Source organism: Aristophania sp. ESL1142, from assembly GCF_058107345.1.
In genome coordinates this window covers 690812-713513 of the sequence record NZ_JBYLUH010000001.1, presented here as the reverse complement: position 1 = coordinate 713513, position 22702 = coordinate 690812, and the positions used below count along the sequence as shown (strand labels likewise).

The 22702-nt window shown below is 49.0% G+C and carries 24 protein-coding genes and 1 tRNA gene; 11 read left to right on the top strand and 14 right to left on the bottom strand.

Features of this window, described 5'->3' with window-relative positions; translation table 11 throughout:
- From AC3B6P_RS03235 to AC3B6P_RS03215, 5 genes are all read right to left on the bottom strand, one after another.
- A complete protein-coding gene (locus AC3B6P_RS03235; protein WP_489804697.1) occupies window positions 1–540 on the bottom strand; it encodes an adenine phosphoribosyltransferase in 540 nt (179 codons plus the stop codon).
- An 85-nt stretch (window positions 541–625) separates the two neighbouring features.
- Window positions 626–985: a response regulator gene (locus AC3B6P_RS03230; protein ID WP_489804696.1), complete on the bottom strand. Its 360-nt coding sequence runs from the start codon at window positions 983–985 to the stop codon at window positions 626–628.
- Window positions 986–997: 12 nt separating this feature from the next.
- Window positions 998–2299 carry a multidrug effflux MFS transporter gene (locus AC3B6P_RS03225; protein ID WP_489804695.1) on the bottom strand — a complete coding sequence of 434 codons (1302 nt, stop codon included), beginning with the start codon at window positions 2297–2299 and terminating at the stop codon, window positions 998–1000.
- Window positions 2300–2343: 44 nt separating this feature from the next.
- Window positions 2344–3024: a TVP38/TMEM64 family protein gene (locus AC3B6P_RS03220; RefSeq protein WP_489804694.1), complete on the bottom strand. Its 681-nt coding sequence runs from the start codon at window positions 3022–3024 to the stop codon at window positions 2344–2346.
- A 43-nt stretch (window positions 3025–3067) separates the two neighbouring features.
- Window positions 3068–3655: an NUDIX domain-containing protein gene (locus AC3B6P_RS03215; protein WP_489804693.1), complete on the bottom strand. Its 588-nt coding sequence runs from the start codon at window positions 3653–3655 to the stop codon at window positions 3068–3070.
- Window positions 3656–3898: 243 nt separating this feature from the next.
- Between AC3B6P_RS03215 and AC3B6P_RS03210 the strand changes: the two genes are divergently transcribed.
- Together AC3B6P_RS03210 and AC3B6P_RS03205 are read left to right on the top strand one after the other, a co-directional pair.
- Complete coding sequence (locus tag AC3B6P_RS03210; protein WP_489804692.1) at window positions 3899–5158, top strand: MFS transporter; 1260 nt, start codon at window positions 3899–3901, stop codon at window positions 5156–5158.
- A 53-nt stretch (window positions 5159–5211) separates the two neighbouring features.
- On the top strand, window positions 5212–5757 hold the full coding sequence (locus AC3B6P_RS03205) for an LOG family protein (protein ID WP_489804691.1): 546 nt from the start codon (window positions 5212–5214) through the stop codon (window positions 5755–5757).
- Here AC3B6P_RS03205 and murA read toward each other — a convergent pair.
- The 8 genes from murA to AC3B6P_RS03165 all read right to left on the bottom strand — a co-directional run bounded on the left by murA (window position 5754) and on the right by AC3B6P_RS03165 (window position 11946).
- On the bottom strand, window positions 5754–7019 hold the full coding sequence (gene murA / locus AC3B6P_RS03200; protein ID WP_489804690.1) for a UDP-N-acetylglucosamine 1-carboxyvinyltransferase: 1266 nt from the start codon (window positions 7017–7019) through the stop codon (window positions 5754–5756). The two genes, AC3B6P_RS03205 and murA, sit on opposite strands and share 4 nt — an antisense overlap.
- A 10-nt stretch (window positions 7020–7029) precedes the next feature.
- On the bottom strand, window positions 7030–7581 hold the full coding sequence (gene dcd / locus AC3B6P_RS03195; RefSeq protein WP_489804689.1) for a dCTP deaminase: 552 nt from the start codon (window positions 7579–7581) through the stop codon (window positions 7030–7032).
- 75 nt (window positions 7582–7656) lie between these two features.
- Window positions 7657–8691 carry a DMT family transporter gene (locus AC3B6P_RS03190; RefSeq protein ID WP_489804688.1) on the bottom strand — a complete coding sequence of 345 codons (1035 nt, stop codon included), beginning with the start codon at window positions 8689–8691 and terminating at the stop codon, window positions 7657–7659.
- Complete coding sequence (locus AC3B6P_RS03185; RefSeq protein WP_489804687.1) at window positions 8691–8861, bottom strand: hypothetical protein; 171 nt, start codon at window positions 8859–8861, stop codon at window positions 8691–8693. The genes AC3B6P_RS03190 and AC3B6P_RS03185 overlap by 1 nt, the downstream gene beginning before the upstream one ends.
- Window positions 8862–9011: 150 nt before the next feature.
- Window positions 9012–9491 carry a type 1 glutamine amidotransferase family protein gene (locus AC3B6P_RS03180; RefSeq protein WP_489804686.1) on the bottom strand — a complete coding sequence of 160 codons (480 nt, stop codon included), beginning with the start codon at window positions 9489–9491 and terminating at the stop codon, window positions 9012–9014.
- Entirely contained in the window at window positions 9442–9624 is a 183-nt protein-coding gene (locus tag AC3B6P_RS03175) for a hypothetical protein (RefSeq protein WP_489804685.1), read from the bottom strand. The genes AC3B6P_RS03180 and AC3B6P_RS03175 overlap by 50 nt, the downstream gene beginning before the upstream one ends.
- 47 nt (window positions 9625–9671) lie before the next feature.
- Window positions 9672–10883 carry a glycosyltransferase family 4 protein gene (locus tag AC3B6P_RS03170; protein WP_489804684.1) on the bottom strand — a complete coding sequence of 404 codons (1212 nt, stop codon included), beginning with the start codon at window positions 10881–10883 and terminating at the stop codon, window positions 9672–9674.
- 7 nt (window positions 10884–10890) lie between these two features.
- Entirely contained in the window at window positions 10891–11946 is a 1056-nt protein-coding gene (locus AC3B6P_RS03165; protein ID WP_489805531.1) for a hypothetical protein, read from the bottom strand.
- A 396-nt stretch (window positions 11947–12342) separates the two neighbouring features.
- Here AC3B6P_RS03165 and dnaK point away from each other — a divergent pair, with 396 nt between their 5' ends.
- The 9 genes from dnaK (at window position 12343) to AC3B6P_RS03120 (ending at window position 22154) form a co-directional block, all read left to right on the top strand.
- Complete coding sequence (dnaK, locus tag AC3B6P_RS03160; protein ID WP_489804683.1) at window positions 12343–14247, top strand: molecular chaperone DnaK; 1905 nt, start codon at window positions 12343–12345, stop codon at window positions 14245–14247.
- 138 nt (window positions 14248–14385) lie between these two features.
- Entirely contained in the window at window positions 14386–15522 is a 1137-nt protein-coding gene (dnaJ, locus tag AC3B6P_RS03155) for a molecular chaperone DnaJ (protein ID WP_489804682.1), read from the top strand.
- A gap of 69 nt (window positions 15523–15591) precedes the next feature.
- Window positions 15592–16350, top strand: coding sequence for a 4-hydroxy-tetrahydrodipicolinate reductase (gene dapB / locus AC3B6P_RS03150; RefSeq protein ID WP_489804681.1), 759 nt, complete (start codon window positions 15592–15594; stop codon window positions 16348–16350).
- 150 nt (window positions 16351–16500) lie between these two features.
- Window positions 16501–17685 carry a methionine adenosyltransferase gene (gene metK / locus AC3B6P_RS03145; RefSeq protein ID WP_489804680.1) on the top strand — a complete coding sequence of 395 codons (1185 nt, stop codon included), beginning with the start codon at window positions 16501–16503 and terminating at the stop codon, window positions 17683–17685.
- Window positions 17686–17766: 81 nt separating this feature from the next.
- The gene (gene trmB / locus AC3B6P_RS03140) at window positions 17767–18474 is read left to right on the top strand and encodes a tRNA (guanine(46)-N(7))-methyltransferase TrmB (RefSeq protein ID WP_489805530.1); all 708 of its coding nucleotides are present in this window, start codon (window positions 17767–17769) and stop codon (window positions 18472–18474) included.
- Window positions 18475–18495: 21 nt separating this feature from the next.
- On the top strand, window positions 18496–20157 hold the full coding sequence (locus tag AC3B6P_RS03135) for an electron transfer flavoprotein-ubiquinone oxidoreductase (RefSeq protein WP_489804679.1): 1662 nt from the start codon (window positions 18496–18498) through the stop codon (window positions 20155–20157).
- Window positions 20158–20296: 139 nt separating this feature from the next.
- Entirely contained in the window at window positions 20297–21049 is a 753-nt protein-coding gene (locus tag AC3B6P_RS03130) for an electron transfer flavoprotein subunit beta/FixA family protein (protein WP_489804678.1), read from the top strand.
- Entirely contained in the window at window positions 21046–21957 is a 912-nt protein-coding gene (locus AC3B6P_RS03125) for an electron transfer flavoprotein subunit alpha/FixB family protein (protein WP_489804677.1), read from the top strand. Before AC3B6P_RS03130 ends, AC3B6P_RS03125 begins: the two co-directional genes overlap by 4 nt.
- A gap of 120 nt (window positions 21958–22077) precedes the next feature.
- Window positions 22078–22154: transfer RNA gene (locus AC3B6P_RS03120), tRNA-Pro, on the top strand.
- A 102-nt stretch (window positions 22155–22256) separates the two neighbouring features.
- On the opposite strand, the gene AC3B6P_RS03115 is transcribed toward AC3B6P_RS03120, so the two are convergent.
- Window positions 22257–22646 (bottom strand): hypothetical protein, encoded by a 390-nt coding sequence (locus AC3B6P_RS03115; protein WP_489804676.1) that lies wholly within the window; start codon window positions 22644–22646, stop codon window positions 22257–22259.
- Between the last annotated feature and the right edge of the window lie 56 nt (window positions 22647–22702).

Sequence of the window (22702 nt, the reverse complement as noted above, 5' to 3'; positions counted from 1 at the left end):
TTATGCCTCGTACGTCATAAGTGATGTAACGGGCACGTCTATTTTCTCACGGCCTTTCAGAAAAGACAGCTCGATCATCACAGCTGCACCAACAACTTCAGCACCGACTTTACGCAGAAGCTCGATAGACGCTGCCAGCGTACCCCCTGTCGCAAGAAGGTCATCAAGAACAACAACGCGCTCCCCTGGTCTGACAGCATTTTCCTGAATATGAAGTTCGTCCTGACCATATTCCAGGCCATATTGATATGAAACTGTTTTGCCCGGTAATTTACCGGGTTTACGCAACATTGAAAAACCACATCCCAAACGCATAGCAAGCGGTGCCGCTGTCAAAAAACCACGGCTTTCAATTCCCGCCAGACTGTCAGGACTCATACGCGCGACTGCCTGTGCCAGACGCCCGGTCGCAATCTGCCAACCTTCTGCATTATTGATCAAAGTTGAAATATCGTAAAACAGAATCCCTTTTTTAGGGAAATCCGGCACTGTCCGAATATATTTTTTAAGATCAATCGGGGCTGGTTCCTGAAAAGACATGGCAAAAAATTCCTCAAATCGTAACGTATCTGACGCAAGAGTTTTCTATGTACGCAAGCCCGCCCAAAGGCTCAACCCCTTCCTTTTATGAAGGGAACTGCAAAAGCCGTTGGACCATTTCAATCAGCTCCGATTTACGAAAAGGCTTAGGTAATAAGAAAGCCTTCAGCCCTTCATGAACCGTTTGCGTGCCGTCATAACTCCCTGATGCCAAAATGACCGGCAATGAGGGGAATATCTTTCTCACGTTTTCAGCAAGGGCGATACCATTCATCATGCCAGGCAGATTAACATCGCTCACCAGGAGTGAAATCGTTTCATTTTCCGCAAGCCTCAGAGCCTCCTGCGCGTCAGAACAGGATAAAACCTGATAGCCTTCCTTCTTCAAGGCTGATTGCACCATAAGGGCAATGATTTCTTCATCCTCGACAAGCAGAATTTTCACTATTTCACCTACTTAACGCTTCTTCTGGACATTCCCCGAGAGGGTTTGACGCCGGTTTCTAACCTCTCCGGCAAAGACAAAACCCAACATCACCACATCTGCCAAGAGCAATATCCCCGCCATTGGAATCGCCGTTCCTAAAGGGAAACAGGTAAAGGCATATGTCGCCAGAATACCAAAGACATAAAACCCAGTTCCTCCCAACGCTGCGGCTGACCCCGCATTCTGCGCCTGACGAGACAGCGCAATCGCCGCAGCATTAGGCCCAACAGCACCTCCTGGCGCCAAGGTCAGGACCATGGAAATTGTCAAAGGCCAGAAATAAACCGCCTTAAGATGCCCTAAAGAATCCAGATCAAAGGCGGACCAGATGGCGACACCAATAAAGATCAGTCCGGACAGTACAGCCATCCCAAGAACCGCTTTTAATAAAGTGTTACTATGGAAGAAGCGTAACATATAAGCGTTCACCTGAGATGCCCCGATCATACAGACAGCAAAAATCCCGAACAGCATACCATAATGGAAAGGGCTGAGGCCAAAAACATCCTCAAACAGGAAAGGAGCTGCTGTCAGATAGGTAAAGACAACCATCCCCTGCATCATCCAGACAATCCCGGTAAAGAAAAAACTTGGGTCACTTATAATCGTCATATAACGTTGAAGAACAATGCCAACCTTCAACTCACGCCGGAAATGGGTTGGCAGCGTGTCTGGCAGAAACAGGATAACGGCAAGCGCACTCAGAGCACCATAAATAGCCGTACCCCAGAAGATCCCTCGCCAGCTCATATATTGCAGCAGAAAGCCCCCCATTGCCGGGGCCAGCATCGGGACAATCCCCTGAATGATAATCAGGCGTGACATGACACGTGACATGGCATCGCCTGAAACCACGTCACGGATGCAGGCATTGGGAACGACCAGACTCGCTGCCCCCACAAGGGCCGCAACAACACGAAAAAAACAGAGTTGGGCCAGTGTTTGTGACAGGGCACACCCAATCCCGGCCAGAGCATAAGCGATCGTGCAGATAATAAGCGGCCAACGACGGCCAAAACGATCAACAATCGGGCCAATACTGATCTGCCCCAAAGCCAGCCCTGCAACCCATGCCGTCATGGTCAGGCTGCCAGCACCGGGATGGGTATGGAGCTGATGTTCAATCTCCGGGAGAGCCGGCAGATAAATATCGGTAGAAACCGGCGCAACAGCAGTCAGACTTCCCAGAAGAATGGGAAACCACAAAGGGAGGGTCCCCTCTTTTACGTCACCATCTTCTGTTCTTTCCACATGCAAATGCGTCAGCGTCATCTATAATTTCCTTCAGGCAAGACCCCCAATATCACTTACCAGTTCTATGTGTCGGATTGAAATGAAGTCTTTTTTAGAAATACCTGCCTCTGCTGGAAACGCCTCAGACCAAACCATCCTGACAAAGATGAAAAAAGGAATAATAAAACTGCCAGCAGGATTTCATTAAAATGCCCCAGAGACGTTCCGGCGCCCATCAGGGTAAATATAAAACTCTGTGGCAACCCGCCAATTAGTGTTGCGGCAGCAAACCTCCAGAAAGAAAGCTCTGCCATACCGGCTGCTGCTGAAACCAGCAAAGCTGAACCGACAGGTAAAAGACGCAAGGTCAGCACGGACCAGAAGGGCGAATTACGGCAAAAATCAGCCATTTGATACAGCTTTGTTTTCTGTTGGACCTCACTCCTTTGAAAAAAGCAACGCCCCAATAATCTGGCCCATAAATAAGTCAGACATGCTCCCGCTTCATAGGCCAGTGTGCACAATAAAAGCCCTCGCCCCAACCCAAACCCAAGTCCCCCAGCAAAACATAAGGCCTGACGGGAAAGTCCGAAACTGCAATAAATTATGGCAAACAGGCAGAACCAGAACCATCCCCAGGGGGTCTCCTGCCAGTGACGGACATGAGACAAATACTCCTGTACGATCGGCACATGCCAGAGCAACAGAGGCAGTAATAAAAGCCCTATTGTCAGAAGAGCCAGCTTTATGATGGTGCGCACCATAGAAGGCTCGCCCCTTTCTTCCACTCTGTATGAATTCAGGAAATCAGACCAGACCACGCGCCCTGATCAGGGCAAAGGCGGCAATTGTGACCATACAGGTCAGCTCTCCATTTCTGATCATCGCTTCAAATTCTGACAGGGGGAGATCCCGCACGATCATATCAGATTCCGTCTCTTCACGTGCGGCTTCACCCCGCACAAGATCACGCGCTAAAAAAACATACCCCTTTTGTGTTGAATAGCCAGCACCCTGATAAAGCTCACCTGCGGGAATCAGCTCTTTTGCCAGCAAACCGGTTTCTTCCTGAAGCTCTCCCAAAGCTAGTTCCTCAGCCTTGACGTCTTTTTTCGTCTCCCACATCCCCATAGGAAACTCCCAGAGACGTTTGCCGACAGGATAGCGAAACTGCTGAACAAGAGTCACATTTCCATTGGCATGGAGCGGCATAATCACAGCAAATGTGCCCCGTTCCACAACACCATAAAGCCCTTTTTTACCACTAGGATGAATAATGATGTCCTCACGGACAGCCGTCCAGGGGTTCTTATAAGCCAGACGGGAAGATAAAATTTTAAAACCAGCTTCCTCACGGGCTTTGTTAAGCAGGTCTTCCTGATCTTCAGAAGTCATGTCATAATATCCTTCCCTCTATTAAATCATATCTCACTTACAAAACGTGCAATCACCCAGAGTATTTAACAGAATGCACGTTATATCCTCTACCAATACCCTATTCCCATTGATCTCCCCACTTCTCTTCCCTTTTCTTAATACCAGAATGTCGCCCTTCCTCTCAAAGCTTTCTTCCTCTAAAGATCGTCAGCAATCTACCTGAAATCAGGTCAGAGGCTATAGATTACGGAACGATATTTCATGTCATCACCTATTTTGACAGAAGAGCCTCTTACAGGGTCTCCTACCTTAAAGGTTATCCCTGTCGTTATTTTTAATTTTCTTGTCTATCTTATCATCGGTCTTCCCAATGCCGTGATCGGGGCCTTGTTCGTTCATGATATATTAGGGTTCAGCACAGCCATTGCAGGGATGGTCCTCTCCCTGCAATATCTAGGCACATTCAGCACCCGTCTTGTCTCTGGCTTTCTTGTAGACCGTTACGGACCAAAAAAAATATTAAGCTACGGGCTTTCTGCTACCATTCTCTCAGGCTTGTTCATGTGCCTGGCAGCCTTGATTGCCGGCATGTTTCCTCTATCTGCAAACGTGCGTTACATAGCTTTATCTATTGCCTTATTAAGTCGTTTATTCTTAGGTTGGGGAGAAAGCTGGACTGCCACTTCTGTCACAACATGGAATATACGCCGCGTTGGCAGGCCCCATATCTCGGTGGCAATTTCCTGGAATGGTGTAACCTCTTATGCAGGTATTGCTATCGGCGTCATCATCGGAAAATATCTGAGTTATTTTGACCCACATATACCACTTCTCCCCGTTGGGATCACGTCTGCCCTTCTAGCGGGAACCGGGCTTGTAACCCTTCTCTGCTTCTATGAAGGAATAAAACCTTTACCGGTGAAGAAAGGCGCTGATATGTCCCTTCTCCATGCTTTACGTAAAGTACTTCCATATGGCGCTGGACTTGCCGCAGGGTCATTTTCCTTCGGCACAATCAGCAGTTTTCTTGCACTTTATTTCAGTGTTAATCACTGGTCTCATATCGGCCTTGCTTTTGGCATTTTTTCTCTTATGTTTATTCTAGGTCGGCTTCTTTTTGCCTCTCAGATTGATAAGCGTGGTGGCATACCCGTCGCTTTTGCATCTCTTCTTGTCGCGACACTCGCAATGGTCATTTTTTGCACCATCCATACTGAAACAGGAGCGACAATCGGTGCTGCCTTATCAGGAGCTGGCTTTTCCCTGCTTTTCCCGGCACTGGGAACTATGGCCGTCAGAACAGGAGGACCAGAATATAGTGGCATTCTTCTAGCTGCCTATTCAGTTTTCACGGACTTAACCATTTTCCTTGTTGGCCCTCTTATGGGCTTTATCCAGATTGAAGCAGGCTGGAACGTCATGTTCGCCATTGTCGGAACTCTTTGCCTAAGCGGGATATTTCTGACAACTTTTCTTTCACGCCTTCCGGGTAGTGGTATTGAAGAATCTCCAAGCACTTAAGAACTATAAATCCGTTTGATTTTTCATTTTGTATTATATTGAGGTACTTAATTATGACGATTCAAAATTGTACTGTATTTTGTGGCTCACGCGATGGCCTTGACCCTGCCTATCAGCAAGCCGCAACGGAACTAGGAACTGCTATAGCAAACGAAAATATGACCCTTATTTATGGAGGCGGCGGGACTGGCATGATGGGAGCCGTTGCTCGAGCTGCGCTTGAAGCTGGCGGTCACGTAAGAGGCATTACGACAAATTTTCTGGAGGAACAGGAACTACGTCAGGGAGGGCTGACAGACCTCGAAGTCGTTGCGGATATGCCGGCACGCAAAAAAGCCCTCTTTGAAGAGGGCGACGCCTATATCATCCTGCCAGGTGGTTTTGGCACATTTGATGAATTTATGGAGGTGCTGGTCAACCGTCAGCTAGGCATTCACGAAAAACCGATCCTGATCCTCAATACCCAGCAATGGGCTGACCCTCTTCTGACTTTGTTAAAAGCCACGATTGCACAAGGGTTCGCCTCTTCTGAAGTCAGCTGTTTTTATTCTGTGATAGAAGATGTCTCCTCATTGATAGAGCAACTGAAAAGTTTTTAATCGGCTCCGTTTATCCGTCTGATTGCCCCTCCACAGGCAGCAAGTTTGCGCTCAACTTTTTCATAACCACGGTCAAGATGATAAATGCGATGCAGTTCGGTCGTGCCTTCAGCCACCAACCCCGCAAGAATCAGAGAAAAAGACGCCCGCAGATCAGTCGCCATAACAGGTGCACCAGATAATCTGGAAACGCCACGGATAATCGCTGACCGACCCTGAATATGGATATTAGCCCCCATACGATTTAACTCTGGCACATGCATGAAACGATTTTCAAAAATCGTTTCAGTCATCATAGCGGCACCTTCTGATACTGCTAAAAGAGCCATGAACTGGGCCTGCATATCTGTTGGAAACCCGGGGTAAGGTTCTGTCATCAGGTCAATGCCAATGAGTTTCCCCGATGAAGACACGCGCAGACCCTGCGCATCTTCCTTCACCTCGGCCCCCATTTTCTGCAAGGCCCCCATCACAGCTTCTTGGTCAATCAACCGTCCCCCTTTAAGCAGGAGATCACCCCCGGTAATGGCCGCAGCACAGGCATAAGTGCCACATTCTATGCGGTCAGGCATCACGCTATATTCAGCGCCATGCAATGCAGGCACCCCTTCAATAACCAGATTCCCGCTTGATTCGCCCGTAATTCGCGCACCCATTGCTTTAAGACAAGAGACCAGATCAACAATTTCCGGCTCACGGGCTGCATTGATAATTTCTGTTTTCCCCTGTGCAAGACATGCCGCCATCAACAGGTTTTCAGTGGCCCCAACACTTGCAAAAGGTAGAATAATCCGTCCGCCATGTAAGCCTCTGGGTGCTGTTGCATTAATATAGCCATTTTCAAGGGTGATTTCTGCACCCATTACCTCAAGACCTTTAAGATGCAAATCCACAGGGCGTGTCCCTATCGCACACCCGCCTGGTAATGACACCCTTGCCTCGCCTGCACGAGCTAGAAGTGGCCCCAGCACCAGGATAGAAGCACGCATCTTAGAGACGATATCATAGGGCGCTTCTACCGAGCAGATAGGCCCCTCGATAACGAGACTATGAGCTTCTTCATCCTTACTGACCGTTTTCCCCAAAGTCGCCAGCAGGGTGCACATTGTCTCAATATCATCAATATTTGGAACATTATGAAGCGTGAGAGGCTCCGCCGTCAAAAGCGAAGCCACCATCAGTTTCAAGCCGGAATTCTTGGCACCACTGATAATGATTTCGCCCCGTAAGGGATTTCCCCCTTCTATCGTAAAATAGCTCACAACCTGACCTTTACAAACGAGGAGGTGTCACACCTGACTGGCGCATATATTTCCCGGCACGATCGGCATAGCTAACTTCGCAAGGGCTAGCCCCTTGGAAAAAGAGAAACTGGCAGATGCCTTCATTTGCATAAATACGTGCAGGGAGCGGCGTTGTATTGCTGATTTCAATCGTCACCTGTCCTTCCCACTCAGGCTCAAGCGGTGTGACATTCACGATGATCCCGCAGCGTGCATAAGTTGATTTACCAAGGCAGACCACCAACGTATCACGAGGAATCCGGAAATATTCAATAGTATGAGCCAGAGCAAAACTATTGGGCGGAATGGTTATATCCCCCCGACGCGTTACAAAACTATTCGCCGTGAAATTCTTTGGATCAACGACAGCATTATCCACATCCGTAAAAATGTGAAACTCATCGGCTACCCTGGCATCATAACCATAAGAAGAGAGGCCATAGGAAATCACTCCCTCGCGTTTCTGCGCCTCGACGAAAGGCTCAATCATCCCTTCCTCCTGCGCCATACGTCGAATCCAATGATCTGGCATAATAGGCACGTTATCTCTCCTCTCTAAACAGCTTTAATCCGCTTAGCCGTTCATGAGAGATAGCGCAATCACCTAGACAAAAAGCTAATGTTTTGACGAAGGTGATGAAGCTGTTATCGAAACCTTAGTTGCAGAGGATTTATGAACAGGTTTCGGCCAGACCTCTTCCGGGTACCGAACCCACAAATCCCCCATAGCCGGCATTCTGGGGCGCACAGCAGCACCTCTGAATGTACGACGCAACCATAAACGCCGAGGGCGTAATTCACTTGAAATCACCCCACAAATAATCAGAAAAGCCCCTAGCAGCGTGGTTGAAGACAGAGCCTCTCCCATGAAATGACCAATCAGTCCACCCCATATCGGCTCTGTTGAATAAATCACTGTGGCCTTTGTCGCGGGAACGGATTTCTGAGCCCAGTTCATAACGAGCTGAACTGCAGCACTTAATAATCCCATCGCCAGCGCGCATGAGACCCATCCCCAGGAGAAAGAAGGAATATGCTCTCCAGCAAGCGGCATACCAATAAAAGCGACAATTCCGCCTGCAACCAGCTGAACAATCGTAATACGGCGACTATCCGCTCCGACTGCACAGACACTGATCAGTAATATCTCAATAGCAAATGCAAACGTCGCCAGAATCGTAAGCATATCACCATGGCTGATTGAAATTGTACCTCCCTGGGGCCCTGCGAGAAAGATCAATCCTGTAAAAGCCAACGTCAGCCCCAAAAGGCTCATCGCATGAGGACGCTTACGTAAGAAAATCCATTGCATCAGCGGCACTAACGGCACATAAAGCGCCGTTAGAAATGCTGAACGGCTAGAGCTGATTGTCTCCATACCCTTGAGCTGTAGTAAATAACCACAAACAAGAGAAAGCCCGATCAGGGAGCCATTTATCATCTCCCGCTTGGTAATGCCGATCAGACAGCGTTTGCCCGTCAGAAGCATCACAATAACGGCAGCGACCAAAAAACGTATTGCAACAAAAAAGAAGGGGCCACTGGTCTGCAAAGCAAGATGAAGCACATAATAAGTGCCACCCCAGAACATCGTTATGATGGCAAGGGCAACTTCCTGCCGGGAAGGCAAAGGCACATGATGCCTTGCCATCAAGAAGTCGTATCCTGCGGACAGCCTGGAAGTGCCTCAGACTCATCGGGCCGCAGACGTTTTTGCTGTTTGCGACGCAAGAGATTGGCTCTTAACGCCTTCGCTTCCCGCTCAAGACGCTCTTCAAGCTGCCTCTGAGCCTCTTCCTTGAGGATTGTTTGTTTTTTCATCAGCGTAAGAAAGCCTCAATAATACGCATAAATCGACAACGCCCCTCTAACACGGCTCTTCGGGAGAACCAACCATATAAGACCATATGCTTACGTCATGGCAGCCATGAAGAAATTATATCCCTCTGGATACTGGTCTCTGAAAGATGGCTACTCCTTTTCTTCAGTCAAGAAAGGCCCCACAACTTTTCTTGCCTGGGCAAGATATTGTTCCTTCTCCCCTACTGGCGCAACATAGAAAAGGGCCTCTTCCGCATCTTTCAAGGATGCACCCCGTGCAATAAGCCAATAAGCAAGATACTGGGAAGCAAGACAACCGCCTGCCGTTGCTACAGAACCTTGCGCCGTAAACGGAGCATTAATGACATCAACCCCAGCTTCTTCAACCCAGGGTTTTGTCAATAAATCAGTGCAGGCCGGCACATTGCCAATGAATCCAAGCCTGGCCAGTAACAAAGTTCCCGAACATTGAGCTGCAATCAACTGACGCTCCGGGTTGCAGTTCAGACGTGCCATTAAAGCCTTATCTGCTGCAATTTCACGGGTTTTACTGCCACTGCCAAAGAGAACAGCATCTGCCTCAGCAATAAACTCCAGAGGCTTTTGCCGCTGGACTGTCACACCATTCATAGATGTAACCTGCTCTGTCGGAGACGTAATATAAGCCGCCCATCCTTTTGATGGCCATACGATTTAAAATACCGGCCGCAATAAATGAATCCAGTTCATTAAACCCCTCAAATGTCAGGACAGCGATTTTCATGGAATCCTCCCTAGCTTAAATAATCAGACGAATCTCTAATTAAGAAATTAAGACAGGTTTTCAGCATTGACCATATCCGGTGTAGAAACCCTAAAACATTCAGCCATATCCGTGCCCAGTAACTCATCATAAATCTGCAATGTCGCAAACTGCATGCGCTCTTTAGTAAAAGACAACAAAGCATGATTACGTGCCGCGTAAGAAACCTCTTCAAGGGCGGCTTTATCAGCATTCAGCATGACCATGATCGCTTTTTGCAAAGCACACACATCACCTGGAGGGATTAAAATACCAGTCTGCCCGTCAATAATCGTCTCAGCCAAACCTCCCTCTCTTGTGCCGATCACCGGCCTGCCCATCATCTGGGCTTCAATGGCAACACGGCCAAAAGGCTCTGGCTTCAAAGACGGCACCACCACCAGATCAGCCAGTGCGTATGCTGCTGGCATATCCGAGCAATTACCGACAAAACGTAAATGATCTTCCAGCCCTGCTTTGCGTGCCTGCATTGAAAGCTTGCGGGAAAAATCAGCTTTTGTTTCTGCTCCGGCAAAAACGCAGACCCAGTCTTCTCCTAGTTCCTCACCCAGCCCCGATAATGCTTCAATGAGAAAACTCTGCCCCTTCCAGGGCGTCAGACGCCCGGCCATAAGGATAATGCGGCACCCTTCAGGCAGGTACCATTGTTCAATCAATGCCTGCACACGTGGCCCGGTAACTGAGGCAGGGTTATAGAGAGAAGGATCACACCCCCGAGGAACCAGGCGAAGACGCTCCTCCACTCCCTTGTAAGTCTGTTTTATCCTTTCTGTAATATGCTGGGAGACGGCAATAACACGCTTCCCTTTAACAAGAGCTGAATTATAAAATTTCTTAAGAAACGTGCGGCTTTCGTGGACACCATGCCATGTCGTCACCAAAGGAATTTTTTCTTTCCGAGCAACACGTCCGGCAATCCAGGCCGGATAACGTGAGCGGGCATGAATCAGATCAACACCATAATCCCGGCAGATTGCCCGCACCTGCTTTACGCGATGGCTGTATATGAAAGGGGAGGCAGTTTTATCCAGCTTCAAGGTAATATGCTCACCACCAACGTAGCGTAAACGAGGCAGAAGACGGCCCCCTCCACTTACAACGAGGGCACGCCCTCCTGCTCTGACAATGGCCTCAGCCATATCGAGGGTGCCTTGTTCAACACCACCTGCATCAAGATCAGGTAGAATCTGTAAAATACAGGGCTTGTCTGTTTGGGTCATCGTAATCTCAACCACCTGTCGGAATTGTTACAATAGCACCACCACTATGCGTGGTGGCTGCAAGTGCGCTGATAACCTGCACCATTGTAAAAGCCTCTTTACTCTGGAAATCCGTCTCATCAATCCAGTACCACCGCTTTTTATAATGAACGGCAGTATAAGTCTCATCAGGGACATGCTTGCCGGAATGAATGACAACTTCCGGTCGTGTTTCAATACCAATCTGCCCGATTGTCGGTGGCGTCCGGCCTGATTTAACATCTTCATCGGGCACTTCCATTTCATAGGAAAGCTGCGTGAGCATTGCGAGCATAGAACGTGTTAGAATCGCAATCTGACCCGGTCTTTTCGGATAAGGACCATACACAATCTCGGCCTCCTGCATCTGGGCTGGAAGATGCAAAAGGCGCCTGATTTCTGCCTGAATGGCAAGAAGCCTGTTATCAGACGTGCTTGCAAGAACTAGATAGACATGCTCACTTTTCTGAATATGAGAATCTTCTCCTGACCGGCCTCCTTTTTTCTTTTTATCAGAGACCTCTTCAGACATAACCTCCTCACTTGAAATCCGCACAGTCATGGCACCAGCAAGCTGGAGCTGTTTTAAGTCATGCAGCAAAAGATAAAACCGCACGGACCCTCCTCCAAAAGGACCGGCACCAAGCCCTCTGACATTAGAAAGACCATCAATTGACTGCGCGGTCAGACGCAGCAACGTATCAATCGACATCCCTCCCAGACATAATGGCATGATCACACTCGGGGGGATGGGCCGCACCACATTCTCAGCATATTGTTGTCCTGTCAGGGGCTGGTAGGTAATAGTCGGGTTTTCCGCCAGGGACATTGAACCCTGCCCGAAAAGGTAATTACTGACCGCTGAGGCAGGGTATCCATAATACCCACCAGACACACTCCGGGAGAAACTATAACCAGCAATCACCTGGGTCGTATCAAGAAATGTTGGAGGGTCTGCATAACGGCGCCTAACAATGTTCAGCAGCATTTCGCGTTTCTGCGTCTCACCCAGAGCGCGCGTATAGGCAAGCTGGTCATTCTGCATCCGTGCAGGCCCAACCCACATACATCCACTCAAGGCAAAAACGCATAAGACGACAGGAAGGATTATAGAGCGTAATGAAATAAGGTATCCTCCCATGATAAACCGTAAAACCAGATAAAACAGTCAGATATTCAGACATAAGGCCATTCATTCAGAACGGCCTCATCTTAGACTCGTTTTTATTTTATAAACCTTAATCTTGGGAAAGAATTAAAAAGCGATCAATCATTGCCCGAGATTATTTTTCACAAAAACGCCCTTGAAACAGACAGCCTTTCTTCCTAGATCACAATAGAAGAGCCGTAATGTGAAAATACGTTTCGGCATAATGTCATATAGGGTTAGGTCCAATGCCTGAATATAGGGTTGGGCGTAACCGCTGAAAGGACGAAGATTATGAGTAAAGTGATCGGTATTGACCTTGGTACGACCAATTCCTGCGTCGCAGTCCGCGAAGGGAATGAAACGAAGGTCATCGAAAATAGCGAAGGTGCGCGCACGACCCCTTCAATGGTTGCCTTCACGGATAATGGCGATGTTCTGGTCGGTCAGGCTGCCAAACGCCAGGCTGTTACTAACCCCACAAATACACTTTATGCCGTTAAACGTCTGATCGGTCGCCGTTTTGATGATGCAACAGTCAAAAAAGATCAGGGCATGGTCCCTTACGAAATCGTTAAGGGTGAAAATGGCGATGCGTGGGTACGCGCTCAAGGCAAGGATTACGCTCCTGCCCAGATTTCTGCCTTTGTCCTTGGCAAGATGAAAGAAACCGCTGAGGCTTATCTTGGCGAAAAAGTGACAGAAGCTGTCATTACCGTTCCTGCTTACTTTAACGACGCCCAGCGTCAGGCAACACGTGATGCAGGCCGTATCGCTGGCCTTGATGTCAAACGCATCATCAATGAGCCTACAGCCGCGGCTCTTGCTTATGGCCTTGAAAAACGTGATTCCGGTCATGTTGCTGTCTATGACCTTGGTGGTGGCACATTCGATATTTCCATTCTGGAAATTTCTGATGGCGTGATCGAAGTCAAATCCACCAATGGTGATACATTCCTCGGTGGTGAAGACTTTGATAACAAGATTATCGACTTTCTTGCAGACGAGTTCAAACGCGAACAGGGTATCGACCTACGTTCAGACAAAATGGCTCTTCAGCGTCTCAAAGAAGCTGCTGAAAAAGCAAAGATTGAGCTTTCTTCTTCCAAAGAGACCGAAGTCAATCTGCCCTTTATCACGGCAGATGCTTCCGGCCCAAAACATCTCGTAGTCCGTCTGACACGCGCCAAGTTGGAAAGCCTGGTCGAAGACCTCGTGAAACGTACCCTCGCTCCCTGCCAGGCCGCTCTTAAAGATGCAGGACTGTCAACAACGGAAATCAACGAAGTTATCCTCGTTGGTGGTATGACCCGTATGCCACGTGTCATCGAAGCTGTGAAAGAATTCTTTGGTCAGGATCCTGCCCGTAACGTGAACCCTGATGAAGTTGTCGCCATTGGCGCTGCTGTCCAGGGTGCCGTTCTGAAGGGTGATGTCAAAGACGTCCTTCTTCTCGATGTCACACCACTTTCACTCGGCATTGAGACATTAGGCGGTGTCTTCACACGTCTGATTGATCGTAACACGACGATTCCGACCAAAAAGAGCCAGACTTTCTCCACCGCTGAAGACAACCAGCCTGCTGTGACCATTAAGGTCTTCCAGGGTGAACGCGAAATGGCTGCCGATAACAAACTTCTCGGCAATTTTGACCTTCAGGGAATTGCGCCTGCACCACGTGGTGTGCCTCAGATCGAAGTGACGTTCGATATTGATGCAAACGGCATTGTCAATGTTTCCGCCAAGGATAAGGCAACTGGGAAAGAGCAGCAAATCCGCATCCAGGCTTCTGGTGGCCTGTCAGATGCTGATATTGACCGTATGGTGAAAGATGCTGAAGCCAATGCTTCAGCGGATAAGGCCCGTCGTGAACTTGTTGAGCAGCGCAATACAACGGAAGCCATGATCCATCAGACCGAGAAATCCCTCACTGAAGCTGGCGACAAGGTTCCTGCTGCTGACAAGAGCGAAGCAGAAGAAGCCATCAAGGCAGCTCGTGATGCCCTGAATGGCGATGACCTCGAAACACTCAAGGCTGCCTCTGAACGTCTGACACAGGCTGCGATGAAAGTCGGTCAGGCTGCTTATCAGGCACAGGGTGAAGCACCGCAGGAAGCTCAGGCTTCCGCCAAAAAAGATGAAGAAAACGTCGTCGATGCCGATTTCGAAGAAATCAATGATGATGAAAAGAAGAAATAAGCTTCACTGATCACTCTGAGGGAGCTCCCGGGCCTCCCTCTAACAGGCGTCTGTGTCTTTTTTATAGACCAGACGCCCTTTTTTCATCAAAAGAGTTAACATCTCCTTTTCTTTGGACATGGATAGTTAGAAGCGGACATGGTCACAAAAGTCGATTACTACGAAGTACTTGAGGTCTCCCGTACAGCAACGCAGGATGAATTGAAAAAAGCTTTTCGTAAAAAAGCGATGCAATACCATCCCGATCGTAACCCCGGCGACAAAGAGGCCGAACAAAAATTCAAGGAAATTAATGCTGCCTATGAAGTTCTGCGTGATGCAGATAAACGTGCAGCATACGACCGTTATGGTCATGCCGCCTTTGAGAATGGCGGCGGTAGTAGCGCTGGAGGATTCGGCGGTTTTGGAGGATTCGGCGCAGGTGGTCTGGGAGATATTTTCGAACAGATGTTCGGAATGGGAGGGCAGAGAGGTCCTTCCCAGCGCAGTGCTGCTGATATTCAGGTCCAGGTTGAGATCACCCTGACAGAAGCTTTCACTGGTATCAAAAAAGACGTCACAATCCAGACCAGAGTCAGCTGCTCAAGCTGTCATGGCACCGGATCAGCCGATCCTTCTAAAGGAAAAGTCACCTGTGCAAGCTGTCATGGCCGCGGCGCTGTTCGTGTCCAGCAGGGTTTCTTCGTTGTAGAACGCCCCTGTCCCACCTGCCAGGGAACTGGCCAGACAGTTGAAAGCCCCTGTAAAGCCTGCCACGGCAGCGGTACAGAAGCCGCAACTGATGTTGTAAATGTGGATATTCCAGCAGGCATCGAAGATGGCACGCGGATTCGCATTGCAGGCAAAGGAGAAGCTGGTGGTGAAAATGTACAGCCAGGTGATCTCTATGTCCTCGTCACGGTCGCACATCATGACCTTTTTCAACGTGAAGGAGCCCATATTTACTGCCGCGTTCCCCTTCGCATGACACAAGCTGCCCTAGGTACGGAGATTGAGGTCCCCGTTATTGATGGCACATCTGCCAAGGTCAAGATTCCTGCCGGTACACAGAGCGGCGAAACCTTACGCCTGCGCGGGAAGGGTTTTTCTGTTCTTCATTCTCGCGCACGAGGCGATATGTATTTGCAGATGAACATAGAAACGCCGCGCAACCTCACCAAGCGCCAGCGCGAACTGCTTGAGGAATTTGAAGCAGATAATGACGACCACCAGAAAGCCAGTCCTGAGAGTGCAGGTTTCTTCAAACGCGTCAAAGACTTTTTCGAAGGTAATTGACCGGAAATGATTTTACCATGAAGTGATTTTTCTCTTGCCTCTCCCCACAAGGAAGGCAAGAGTCACTTTATGACAAAAATCCAATCTCCCAAAATCGGTATCGCCGGTATTTCAGGCCGGCTTGGTTCACTCTGCGCAGAAGAGGCAGCTTGCCATCTGGTCGGTGGCCTCTCACGCAAAGCGGACCCTGCACGTTTTATTGTGAGTGATCCACTAGAACTTGCCAGGAAATGTGATGTCATTATTGATGTCAGCCATGCCAGCCAGATTATCCCTCATGCTCAAGCCTTTACTGAGGCAGGCTGTGCCTGGGTCCTCGGCACAACAGGTCTGGACAGCAGAGACCAGCAGGTTATTGATGAAGCGGCCAAAAAAATTCCTGTCTTGCAGGCAGCCAATTTCTCGCCCGCTTTGACCATGCTGCTTGATCTTGCCAGCCAGCTAGCCGCAGCATTACCCGATTATGACGCAGAAATTCTTGAAACACATCACCGCCAGAAACTAGATGCTCCTTCCGGTACTGCACTTGCAATTGGCCGTGCAGTTGCCAAAGGGCGCCATGTTGATTTTGATAAGGCCAAAAGACTGGACCAGAATGGTAAACGCCCCGATGGCGCTATCGGCTTCGCTTCCCTTCGTGGAGGGCAGGTCATTGGCGAGCACGAATTGCGCTTCTTAACCTCTGATGAAGAAATTACACTTTCCCACCGAGCACTGGACAGACGCGTTTTTGCACGGGGTGCTGTAAAAGCAGCTATTTGGCTGGCAGATCATAAACCATCTGGACACTACACTATGAGTGATGTAGTGAAGGGGAACATAGTCTGATTTAAGGCGATAGGACAAATATTCCTGTCTACACGATATCCAGTCATGGATTTATCAGACCAATCTGTCTCCTGATACTGTTGTAACGCCTGTAATCGGGCGTTGCATAAGTGTCTTTTCCTTTCCACTCATTCCCTGTGAGGTCCCTGAGTGCGCAATTACGGCGATTTTCTTTTTACTTCCGAATCCGTCTCTGAAGGTCATCCTGACAAAGTTGCAGACCGTATCTCCGATACAGTACTTGATGCCTATCTTGAAGCAGACCCAGAAGCCCGTGTGGCTTGTGAAACATTGGTTACGACAAACCGTGTCATCCTGGCCGGTGAAGTCCGTGGACCGGAAGCTGTAGAAAAGACCCTGATCGACCGCGCTCGTGAAGCGATTAAAGACATCGGGTATGATCAGGAAGGTTTCTCCTGGAAAAAAGCAGATATCAAATCTTATCTCCATGCCCAGTCTGCCGACATTGCTGTCGGCGTTGACAGTGCCGGCGATAAAGACGAAGGCGCTGGTGACCAGGGAATCATGTTCGGTTTCGCTACAAATGAGACCGACACCCTTATGCCAGCCCCTATTTTCTATGCTCATAAAATTCTTGAACGCATGCGCGACCACCGCAAGGCCGGCGATGCCTATGGCCAGGGTCTGCTACCTGACGCTAAAAGCCAGGTAACGCTCCGTTATGTTAATGGCAAGCCTGTCGGTGCAACATCTGTCGTTGTTTCCACCCAGCATGAAGCAGGTTTTGCTCAAAACAAGATCCGTGAAATGGTCCGTGAAAGCGTTCACGAAGTTCTGCCTGAAGGCTGGATGTGCCCGGAAGATCATTTCTACGTCAACCCAACAGGAATCTTTGTCATTGGTGGCCCTGATGGTGATGCTGGTCTGACGGGGCGTAAAATCATCGTTGATACATATGGCGGTGCGGCACCTCATGGTGGTGGCGCTTTCTCAGGAAAAGACCCAACCAAAGTTGACCGTTCCGCTGCCTATGCGGCACGTTATCTGGCGAAAAACGTCGTTGCCGCCGGTCTTGCAGACCGCTGCACAATCCAGCTCAGCTATGCGATTGGCGTTTCACGTCCACTCTCTGTCTATGTTGACCTCGATGGCACAGGCCGTGACGTCAATGAGGAAAAACTGGGCCTTCTGCTCAATGAGATCATGGATCTTTCTCCACGTGGTATCCGTAAGCATTTGCGCCTTAACCGGCCGATCTATGTTCCGACCTCTTCATACGGTCATTTCGGACGCACACCTGATCCTGTTCTCGACAACTTCACATGGGAACAGACAGACCTAGTCGAGAGCCTCAAAAACGGTCTAAACCGCTAATCAGGTCACTCTCTTCCCAGAAGAATGAGCCTCCCCTTTCCTTCCTCAAGGGAAGGGGTTTTTTCATCTTACCATTTTGAAATGACGCCTCCGTTGTTTGACGAATTGAAACCACAACCAGAACGCCTTTATGGCCGCCAGCGTGGGCATCCTCTACGTGCACGCCAGCAGCTCCTGCTTGACGAAACGCTTCCCCGCGTCACTTTCAATAACTTTAAAAAACCTCTTGAAGGATTTTCACGCCCTGTTTCCAAGATTTTCTTGGAAATCGGTTTTGGTGGTGGGGAGCACGCTCTGAAACAAGCGGAAGAAAATCCAGAAGCAGGGTATATCGCCTCTGAAGTCTTTGAGAACGGGATATGTTCTCTCCTTTCGCGCATCGTTCCTGAAGGAGAGGAAAAGACAGCCCCTCCTCCAGAGAATCTACGCCTTTGGACTGACGATGCACGGCTTTTAATGAAAGAACTGCCCGATCAATCCCTTGACCAGGCTTATCTCATGTTCCCCGATCCCTGGCCTAAAGCCCGACATGCCAAGCGGCGTTTTGTACATCCTGAAAATATTGCACAGCTGGCCCGCCTTCTGAAGACGCAGGCCCAATGGCGCATTGCAAGTGACCATCCGGTCTATCAGGAATGGGTCACTGAAGTTATGTCTGCCCAACCTTATTTTGAACTGGCTTCTTTCACAAAAACCCGCCCTGAGGACTGGTCTCCAACGCGCTATGAAGCCAAAGCCTTCCGGGAAGGAAGACAGCCTTTTTACTGGACCTTTATACGCCGTCCCTAATCCCTTTAGGAGCCTCATCAGATGACACAATCTGCGTCAGAACAAACACCCATTGAACGTGAAGAAATGGAATTTGATGTCGTGATCGTTGGTGGAGGGCCGGCTGGTCTCAGCGCTGCCATCAAACTCCGCCAGCTTGACCCCAACCTCTCTGTCTGTCTGCTTGAAAAGGGCAGTGAGATAGGGGCGCATATCGTCTCTGGCGCTGTCATTGAGCCACGCTCTCTCTCTGAACTTTTTCCTGATTGGCAAGAACGCGGTGCACCACTTGATACAGCTGTCACGGAAGAGAAGCTTTTTTTCCTGACCCAGGAAAAAGCCTTCCCCATCCCTGCCTTGCATCTTGTCATGCCTCAAATGGACAATCGGGGTAATTATGTCATCTCCCTTGGAGATTTGTGCCGCTGGCTTGGTGAACAGGCCGAAGCGTTAGATGTGGAGATCTATCCCGGATTCAGTGGGAGACAGCTTTATATCGAAGAGGGGCGCGTTTGCGGAATTATCACCGGCGATATGGGTATTGGCCGTGATGGAACAAAAAAACCAGACTTCACTCCAGGCATGATTCTCCGTGGCAGGCAAGTCATCCTCGCTGAGGGTACGCGCGGCTCTCTGAGTGAACATGCCATTAACCACTACGACCTGCGTGATAAATCAGACCCACAAACCTATGGTCTGGGGATCAAGGAAATCTGGGAAATCCCTAAGGAAAACCACAAACCCGGCTTTATTCAGCATAGTTTTGGCTGGCCTCTTGATAATCATACATATGGTGGGGCTTTTCTCTATCACTTTGGAGAAAATCTGGTCAGTTATGGTTTTGTAACGGGTCTGGATTACCGTAACCCCTGGCTCTCTCCCTTTGAGGAAATGCAGCGTACCAAATTACACCCTGCTTTCCGCCCTCATTTTGAAGGGGGACGGCGTATCAGCTATGGTGCCCGCGCCCTTTCGGAAGGCGGTTTTCAGTCTGTTCCTAAACTCACCTTCCCCGGTGGTGTCCTGACTGGAGATAGTGCAGGCTTTTTGAATATGCCTAAAATCAAGGGCACACACACAGCCATGAAGTCAGGAATCTTGGCTGCGGAAGCCGTATTTGAAGCTTTGCAGAATGAAGAAAACGAAGCCACCAGCTATCTTTCCAGAGTAAAAAACTCATGGCTCTGGTCTGAACTATATGAAGCGCGCAATATTCGTCCTGCTTTTGCAAAATGGGGCAATATGGGTGGGGCGCTTTATAGCGCTATTGACGGCTTCATCTTCCGCAACAAAGCGCCATGGACACTTCATTTTACGCATGCAGATAATGAAACATTGCTTCCTGCGTCCCAATGCAAGGCACCTGCCTATCCCAAGCCCGATCATAAAGTGACTTTTGACCGGCCTAGCTCTGTTTTTCTCAGTAATCTGAGCCATGATGAAGACCAGCCCGTTCATCTGCATTTACGTAGTCAAACGCTTTGGGAAGAAGTCAATGCACGGCATTTTTCCTCCCCTGAAACGCGTTACTGCCCAGCGGGTGTGTATGAAGGCGCGCAGGACACGACAGGAAACTGGTCTCTGACAATTAACGCCCAGAATTGTGTTCACTGTAAAAGCTGCGACATCAAGGATGCGACCCAGAATATCAAATGGGTACCACCAGAAGGAGGCAGTGGACCCAATTACTCTTCCGGGATGTAAATATAATCAGACATCCTCTCCTTTTTATTAGCTTTTCTGGAAGAGAGGATGTGACTTTTAGGCCAAGACAAGATAGTCTAGTAGGGATTTTTTTAATTTATTCTGGATTTTCCAGCGGCAACAACGACGAAAGATGACAATGAAGATTCTTGTCCCCGTCAAACGGGTTGTTGATTATAACATCAAGCCACGTGTAGCGGCTGATGGTAGTGGTGTTGAAACGCAAGGCGTGAAAATGTCGATGAATCCCTTCGACGAAATCGCTCTTGAAGAAGCCATAAGGCTGCGTGAAAAAGGAACAGCTAGCGAAGTCGTAGCCGTTTCCATCGGGCCACAAGCAGCCCAGGATATTCTCCGCACAGCCATGGCAATGGGCGCTGATCGCGCCATTCTGATTAAGACAGACGCGACGGTTGAGCCTCTGGCTGTTGCAAAGCTCTTAAAACTCATCATTGAGCGCGAGCAGCCCGGCCTTGTCAGCATGGGCAAACAGGCCATTGATGACGATATGAATGCAACAGGCCAGATGCTGGCTGCTATGCTCTCATGGCCTCAGGCTACCTTTGCCAGCAAGGTTACAATTGCTGATAATCGTGCTGAAGTTGCGCGTGAGATTGATGGCGGGATCGAAGTCATTTCCATTCCTCTTCCTGCGATCATCACAGCAGACCTTCGTCTGAACGAACCTCGTTATGCGTCTCTGCCCAATATCATGAAAGCGCGTAAAAAACCGCTGGAAACAATCGAGGCAGAGAGCCTTGGTGTTGATCTGACGCCGCATCTTACAATCGTTAAAGTTGAAGAACCAGCCGAACGTAAAGCTGGCATATTGGTCAATAATGTTGAAGAGCTGGTATCCAAGCTTAAAACAGAAGCGAAGGTGCTCCCATGACCGCACTTGTTCTGATTGAAATCGAAGGTGGCAAAGTCCGTCAGGCAACGCGCTCTGCCATTGCAGCAGCACGTTCTTTTGGTGAAGTAGATGCACTGCTTATTGGTGATGGTGCCGAAGCTGTCTCACACCTCGAAGGCATAAGAAAGGTTCTTCATGTCACGAACCTGGACCAGCCCCTTGCTGAGCCTGTTGCCGATTTACTCGCGAAATTAGCCCCTGCTTACAGCCATATTGTGGCAGCAGCTTCAGCCATTGGGAAAAATATTCTTCCCCGTCTTGCTGGCCTTTTGGGTGTTCAGCCTATTGCAGACGTCATTGCCATTAAGGATGAGGCAACATTTGTCCGCCCTATCTATGCAGGCAATGCTCTTGCGACTGTCCAGTCACGTGATGCAGTCAAAATTTTGACAATCCGTGGATCAAGCTTTGACCCTGTGAAAGATTCTGCAACCAGCGCGACGATTGAAGCAGTTGAGGCACCGGAAAATAATAAAGATGTCCGCTTTGTCCGTGTTGAACTTAGCCAGTCCACCCGACCTGAACTTGAAACAGCCCGTATTGTTATTTCTGGCGGTAAGGGTTTGAAAGATGCCTCCAATTTTGAGCGTATTTTAGCCCCTGTTGCCGACAAGCTTGGCGCAGCCATCGGAGCTTCTCGTGCAGCGGTAGATTCCGGCTTTGCGCCGAATGAGCTCCAGGTGGGACAAACCGGTAAAGTTGTTGCTCCTGAGCTTTATATCGCCGTAGGTCTCTCAGGTGCCATCCAACATCTGGCAGGGATGAAAGATAGTCGCATCATCGTGGCGATTAATATCGACCCTGAAGCTCCTATCTTCAAAGTTGCCGATTACGGCATTGTAGGAGATCTCTTCGAAATCCTACCCGCATTGGAAAAAGCCCTTTAAATCACGATTTTTGTTCCACAGAAAAAGACTTTCACCATTAAAAGTGAAAGTCTTTTTTTGTTTAATCACTTCTGGGTCTTGCTTATCAAGCAAGAGCACGGTAGGAAATTCTTAAAGCTTCGGAGTATAGCTCAGCCTGGTAGAGCACTGTGTTCGGGACGCAGGGGCCGGAGGTTCGAATCCTCTTACTCCGACCAATTCATAAGTTTCTTCTTATATCACGGCTTTAAATAAAAGCATTACCTCTCATAAAGGCCGTAAAATACCCTAATCAGAGTTCTCTCTGGGGTAAAGAAATATCAATCCCCAATACATATTTTATCAACGCAAGACCTCCCTCTACGGAAAGGTGGCGGAGAGGTTGTCACGCCAGGCGTATTATAAGGCTGTTCTATAACAGTCCCCCCTCCCCAATAGCCCCCATACCCATAAGAAGGAACAGCTGCTGATGGAGGAAAGGGTGGACGGTTAGCACCACCTGAAGAAGAAGGCGGAAAAGGTGGACGATGATGTGGTGGACGCCCCACCCCCCCTGGCGGCCTTATCATGGGAGGCCGTGCAGAAGGATATGTTGGAAACGGGCCGTGAAAAATAACGTCAGAAAAAGCGGGAGGCACTTCCCCTACAAAACTGGATATCCCCACCGTAAGAAGAAGGAACCGCCCGCAGAAGGAAGGAAATCGCCTCATTATATGGAAACACCCCTCCAACAGAATATTACTGCATTAAAAGGCAGCCCCTAACA

Bases quoted from the DNA above. Each gene is read 5' to 3' on its own strand.
- AC3B6P_RS03235 (WP_489804697.1), bottom strand. From the start codon at position 540: ATGTCTTTTCAGGAACCAGCCCCGATTGATCTTAAAAAATATATTCGG.
- AC3B6P_RS03225 (WP_489804695.1), bottom strand. From the start codon at position 2,299: ATGACGCTGACGCATTTGCATGTGGAAAGAACAGAAGATGGTGACGTA.
- AC3B6P_RS03220 (WP_489804694.1), bottom strand. From the start codon at position 3,024: ATGGTGCGCACCATCATAAAGCTGGCTCTTCTGACAATAGGGCTTTTA.
- AC3B6P_RS03215 (WP_489804693.1), bottom strand. From the start codon at position 3,655: ATGACTTCTGAAGATCAGGAAGACCTGCTTAACAAAGCCCGTGAGGAA.
- AC3B6P_RS03210 (WP_489804692.1), top strand. From the start codon at position 3,899: ATGTCATCACCTATTTTGACAGAAGAGCCTCTTACAGGGTCTCCTACC.
- AC3B6P_RS03205 (WP_489804691.1), top strand. From the start codon at position 5,212: ATGACGATTCAAAATTGTACTGTATTTTGTGGCTCACGCGATGGCCTT.
- AC3B6P_RS03190 (WP_489804688.1), bottom strand. From the start codon at position 8,691: ATGGCAAGGCATCATGTGCCTTTGCCTTCCCGGCAGGAAGTTGCCCTT.
- AC3B6P_RS03185 (WP_489804687.1), bottom strand. From the start codon at position 8,861: ATGAAAAAACAAACAATCCTCAAGGAAGAGGCTCAGAGGCAGCTTGAA.
- AC3B6P_RS03180 (WP_489804686.1), bottom strand. From the start codon at position 9,491: ATGAATGGTGTGACAGTCCAGCGGCAAAAGCCTCTGGAGTTTATTGCT.
- AC3B6P_RS03175 (WP_489804685.1), bottom strand. From the start codon at position 9,624: ATGAAAATCGCTGTCCTGACATTTGAGGGGTTTAATGAACTGGATTCA.
- AC3B6P_RS03170 (WP_489804684.1), bottom strand. From the start codon at position 10,883: ATGACCCAAACAGACAAGCCCTGTATTTTACAGATTCTACCTGATCTT.
- AC3B6P_RS03165 (WP_489805531.1), bottom strand. From the start codon at position 11,946: ATGCAGAATGACCAGCTTGCCTATACGCGCGCTCTGGGTGAGACGCAG.
- dnaK (WP_489804683.1), top strand. From the start codon at position 12,343: ATGAGTAAAGTGATCGGTATTGACCTTGGTACGACCAATTCCTGCGTC.
- dnaJ (WP_489804682.1), top strand. From the start codon at position 14,386: ATGGTCACAAAAGTCGATTACTACGAAGTACTTGAGGTCTCCCGTACA.
- dapB (WP_489804681.1), top strand. From the start codon at position 15,592: ATGACAAAAATCCAATCTCCCAAAATCGGTATCGCCGGTATTTCAGGC.
- trmB (WP_489805530.1), top strand. From the start codon at position 17,767: ATGACGCCTCCGTTGTTTGACGAATTGAAACCACAACCAGAACGCCTT.
- AC3B6P_RS03135 (WP_489804679.1), top strand. From the start codon at position 18,496: ATGACACAATCTGCGTCAGAACAAACACCCATTGAACGTGAAGAAATG.
- AC3B6P_RS03130 (WP_489804678.1), top strand. From the start codon at position 20,297: ATGAAGATTCTTGTCCCCGTCAAACGGGTTGTTGATTATAACATCAAG.
- AC3B6P_RS03125 (WP_489804677.1), top strand. From the start codon at position 21,046: ATGACCGCACTTGTTCTGATTGAAATCGAAGGTGGCAAAGTCCGTCAG.
- AC3B6P_RS03115 (WP_489804676.1), bottom strand. From the start codon at position 22,646: ATGAGGCGATTTCCTTCCTTCTGCGGGCGGTTCCTTCTTCTTACGGTG.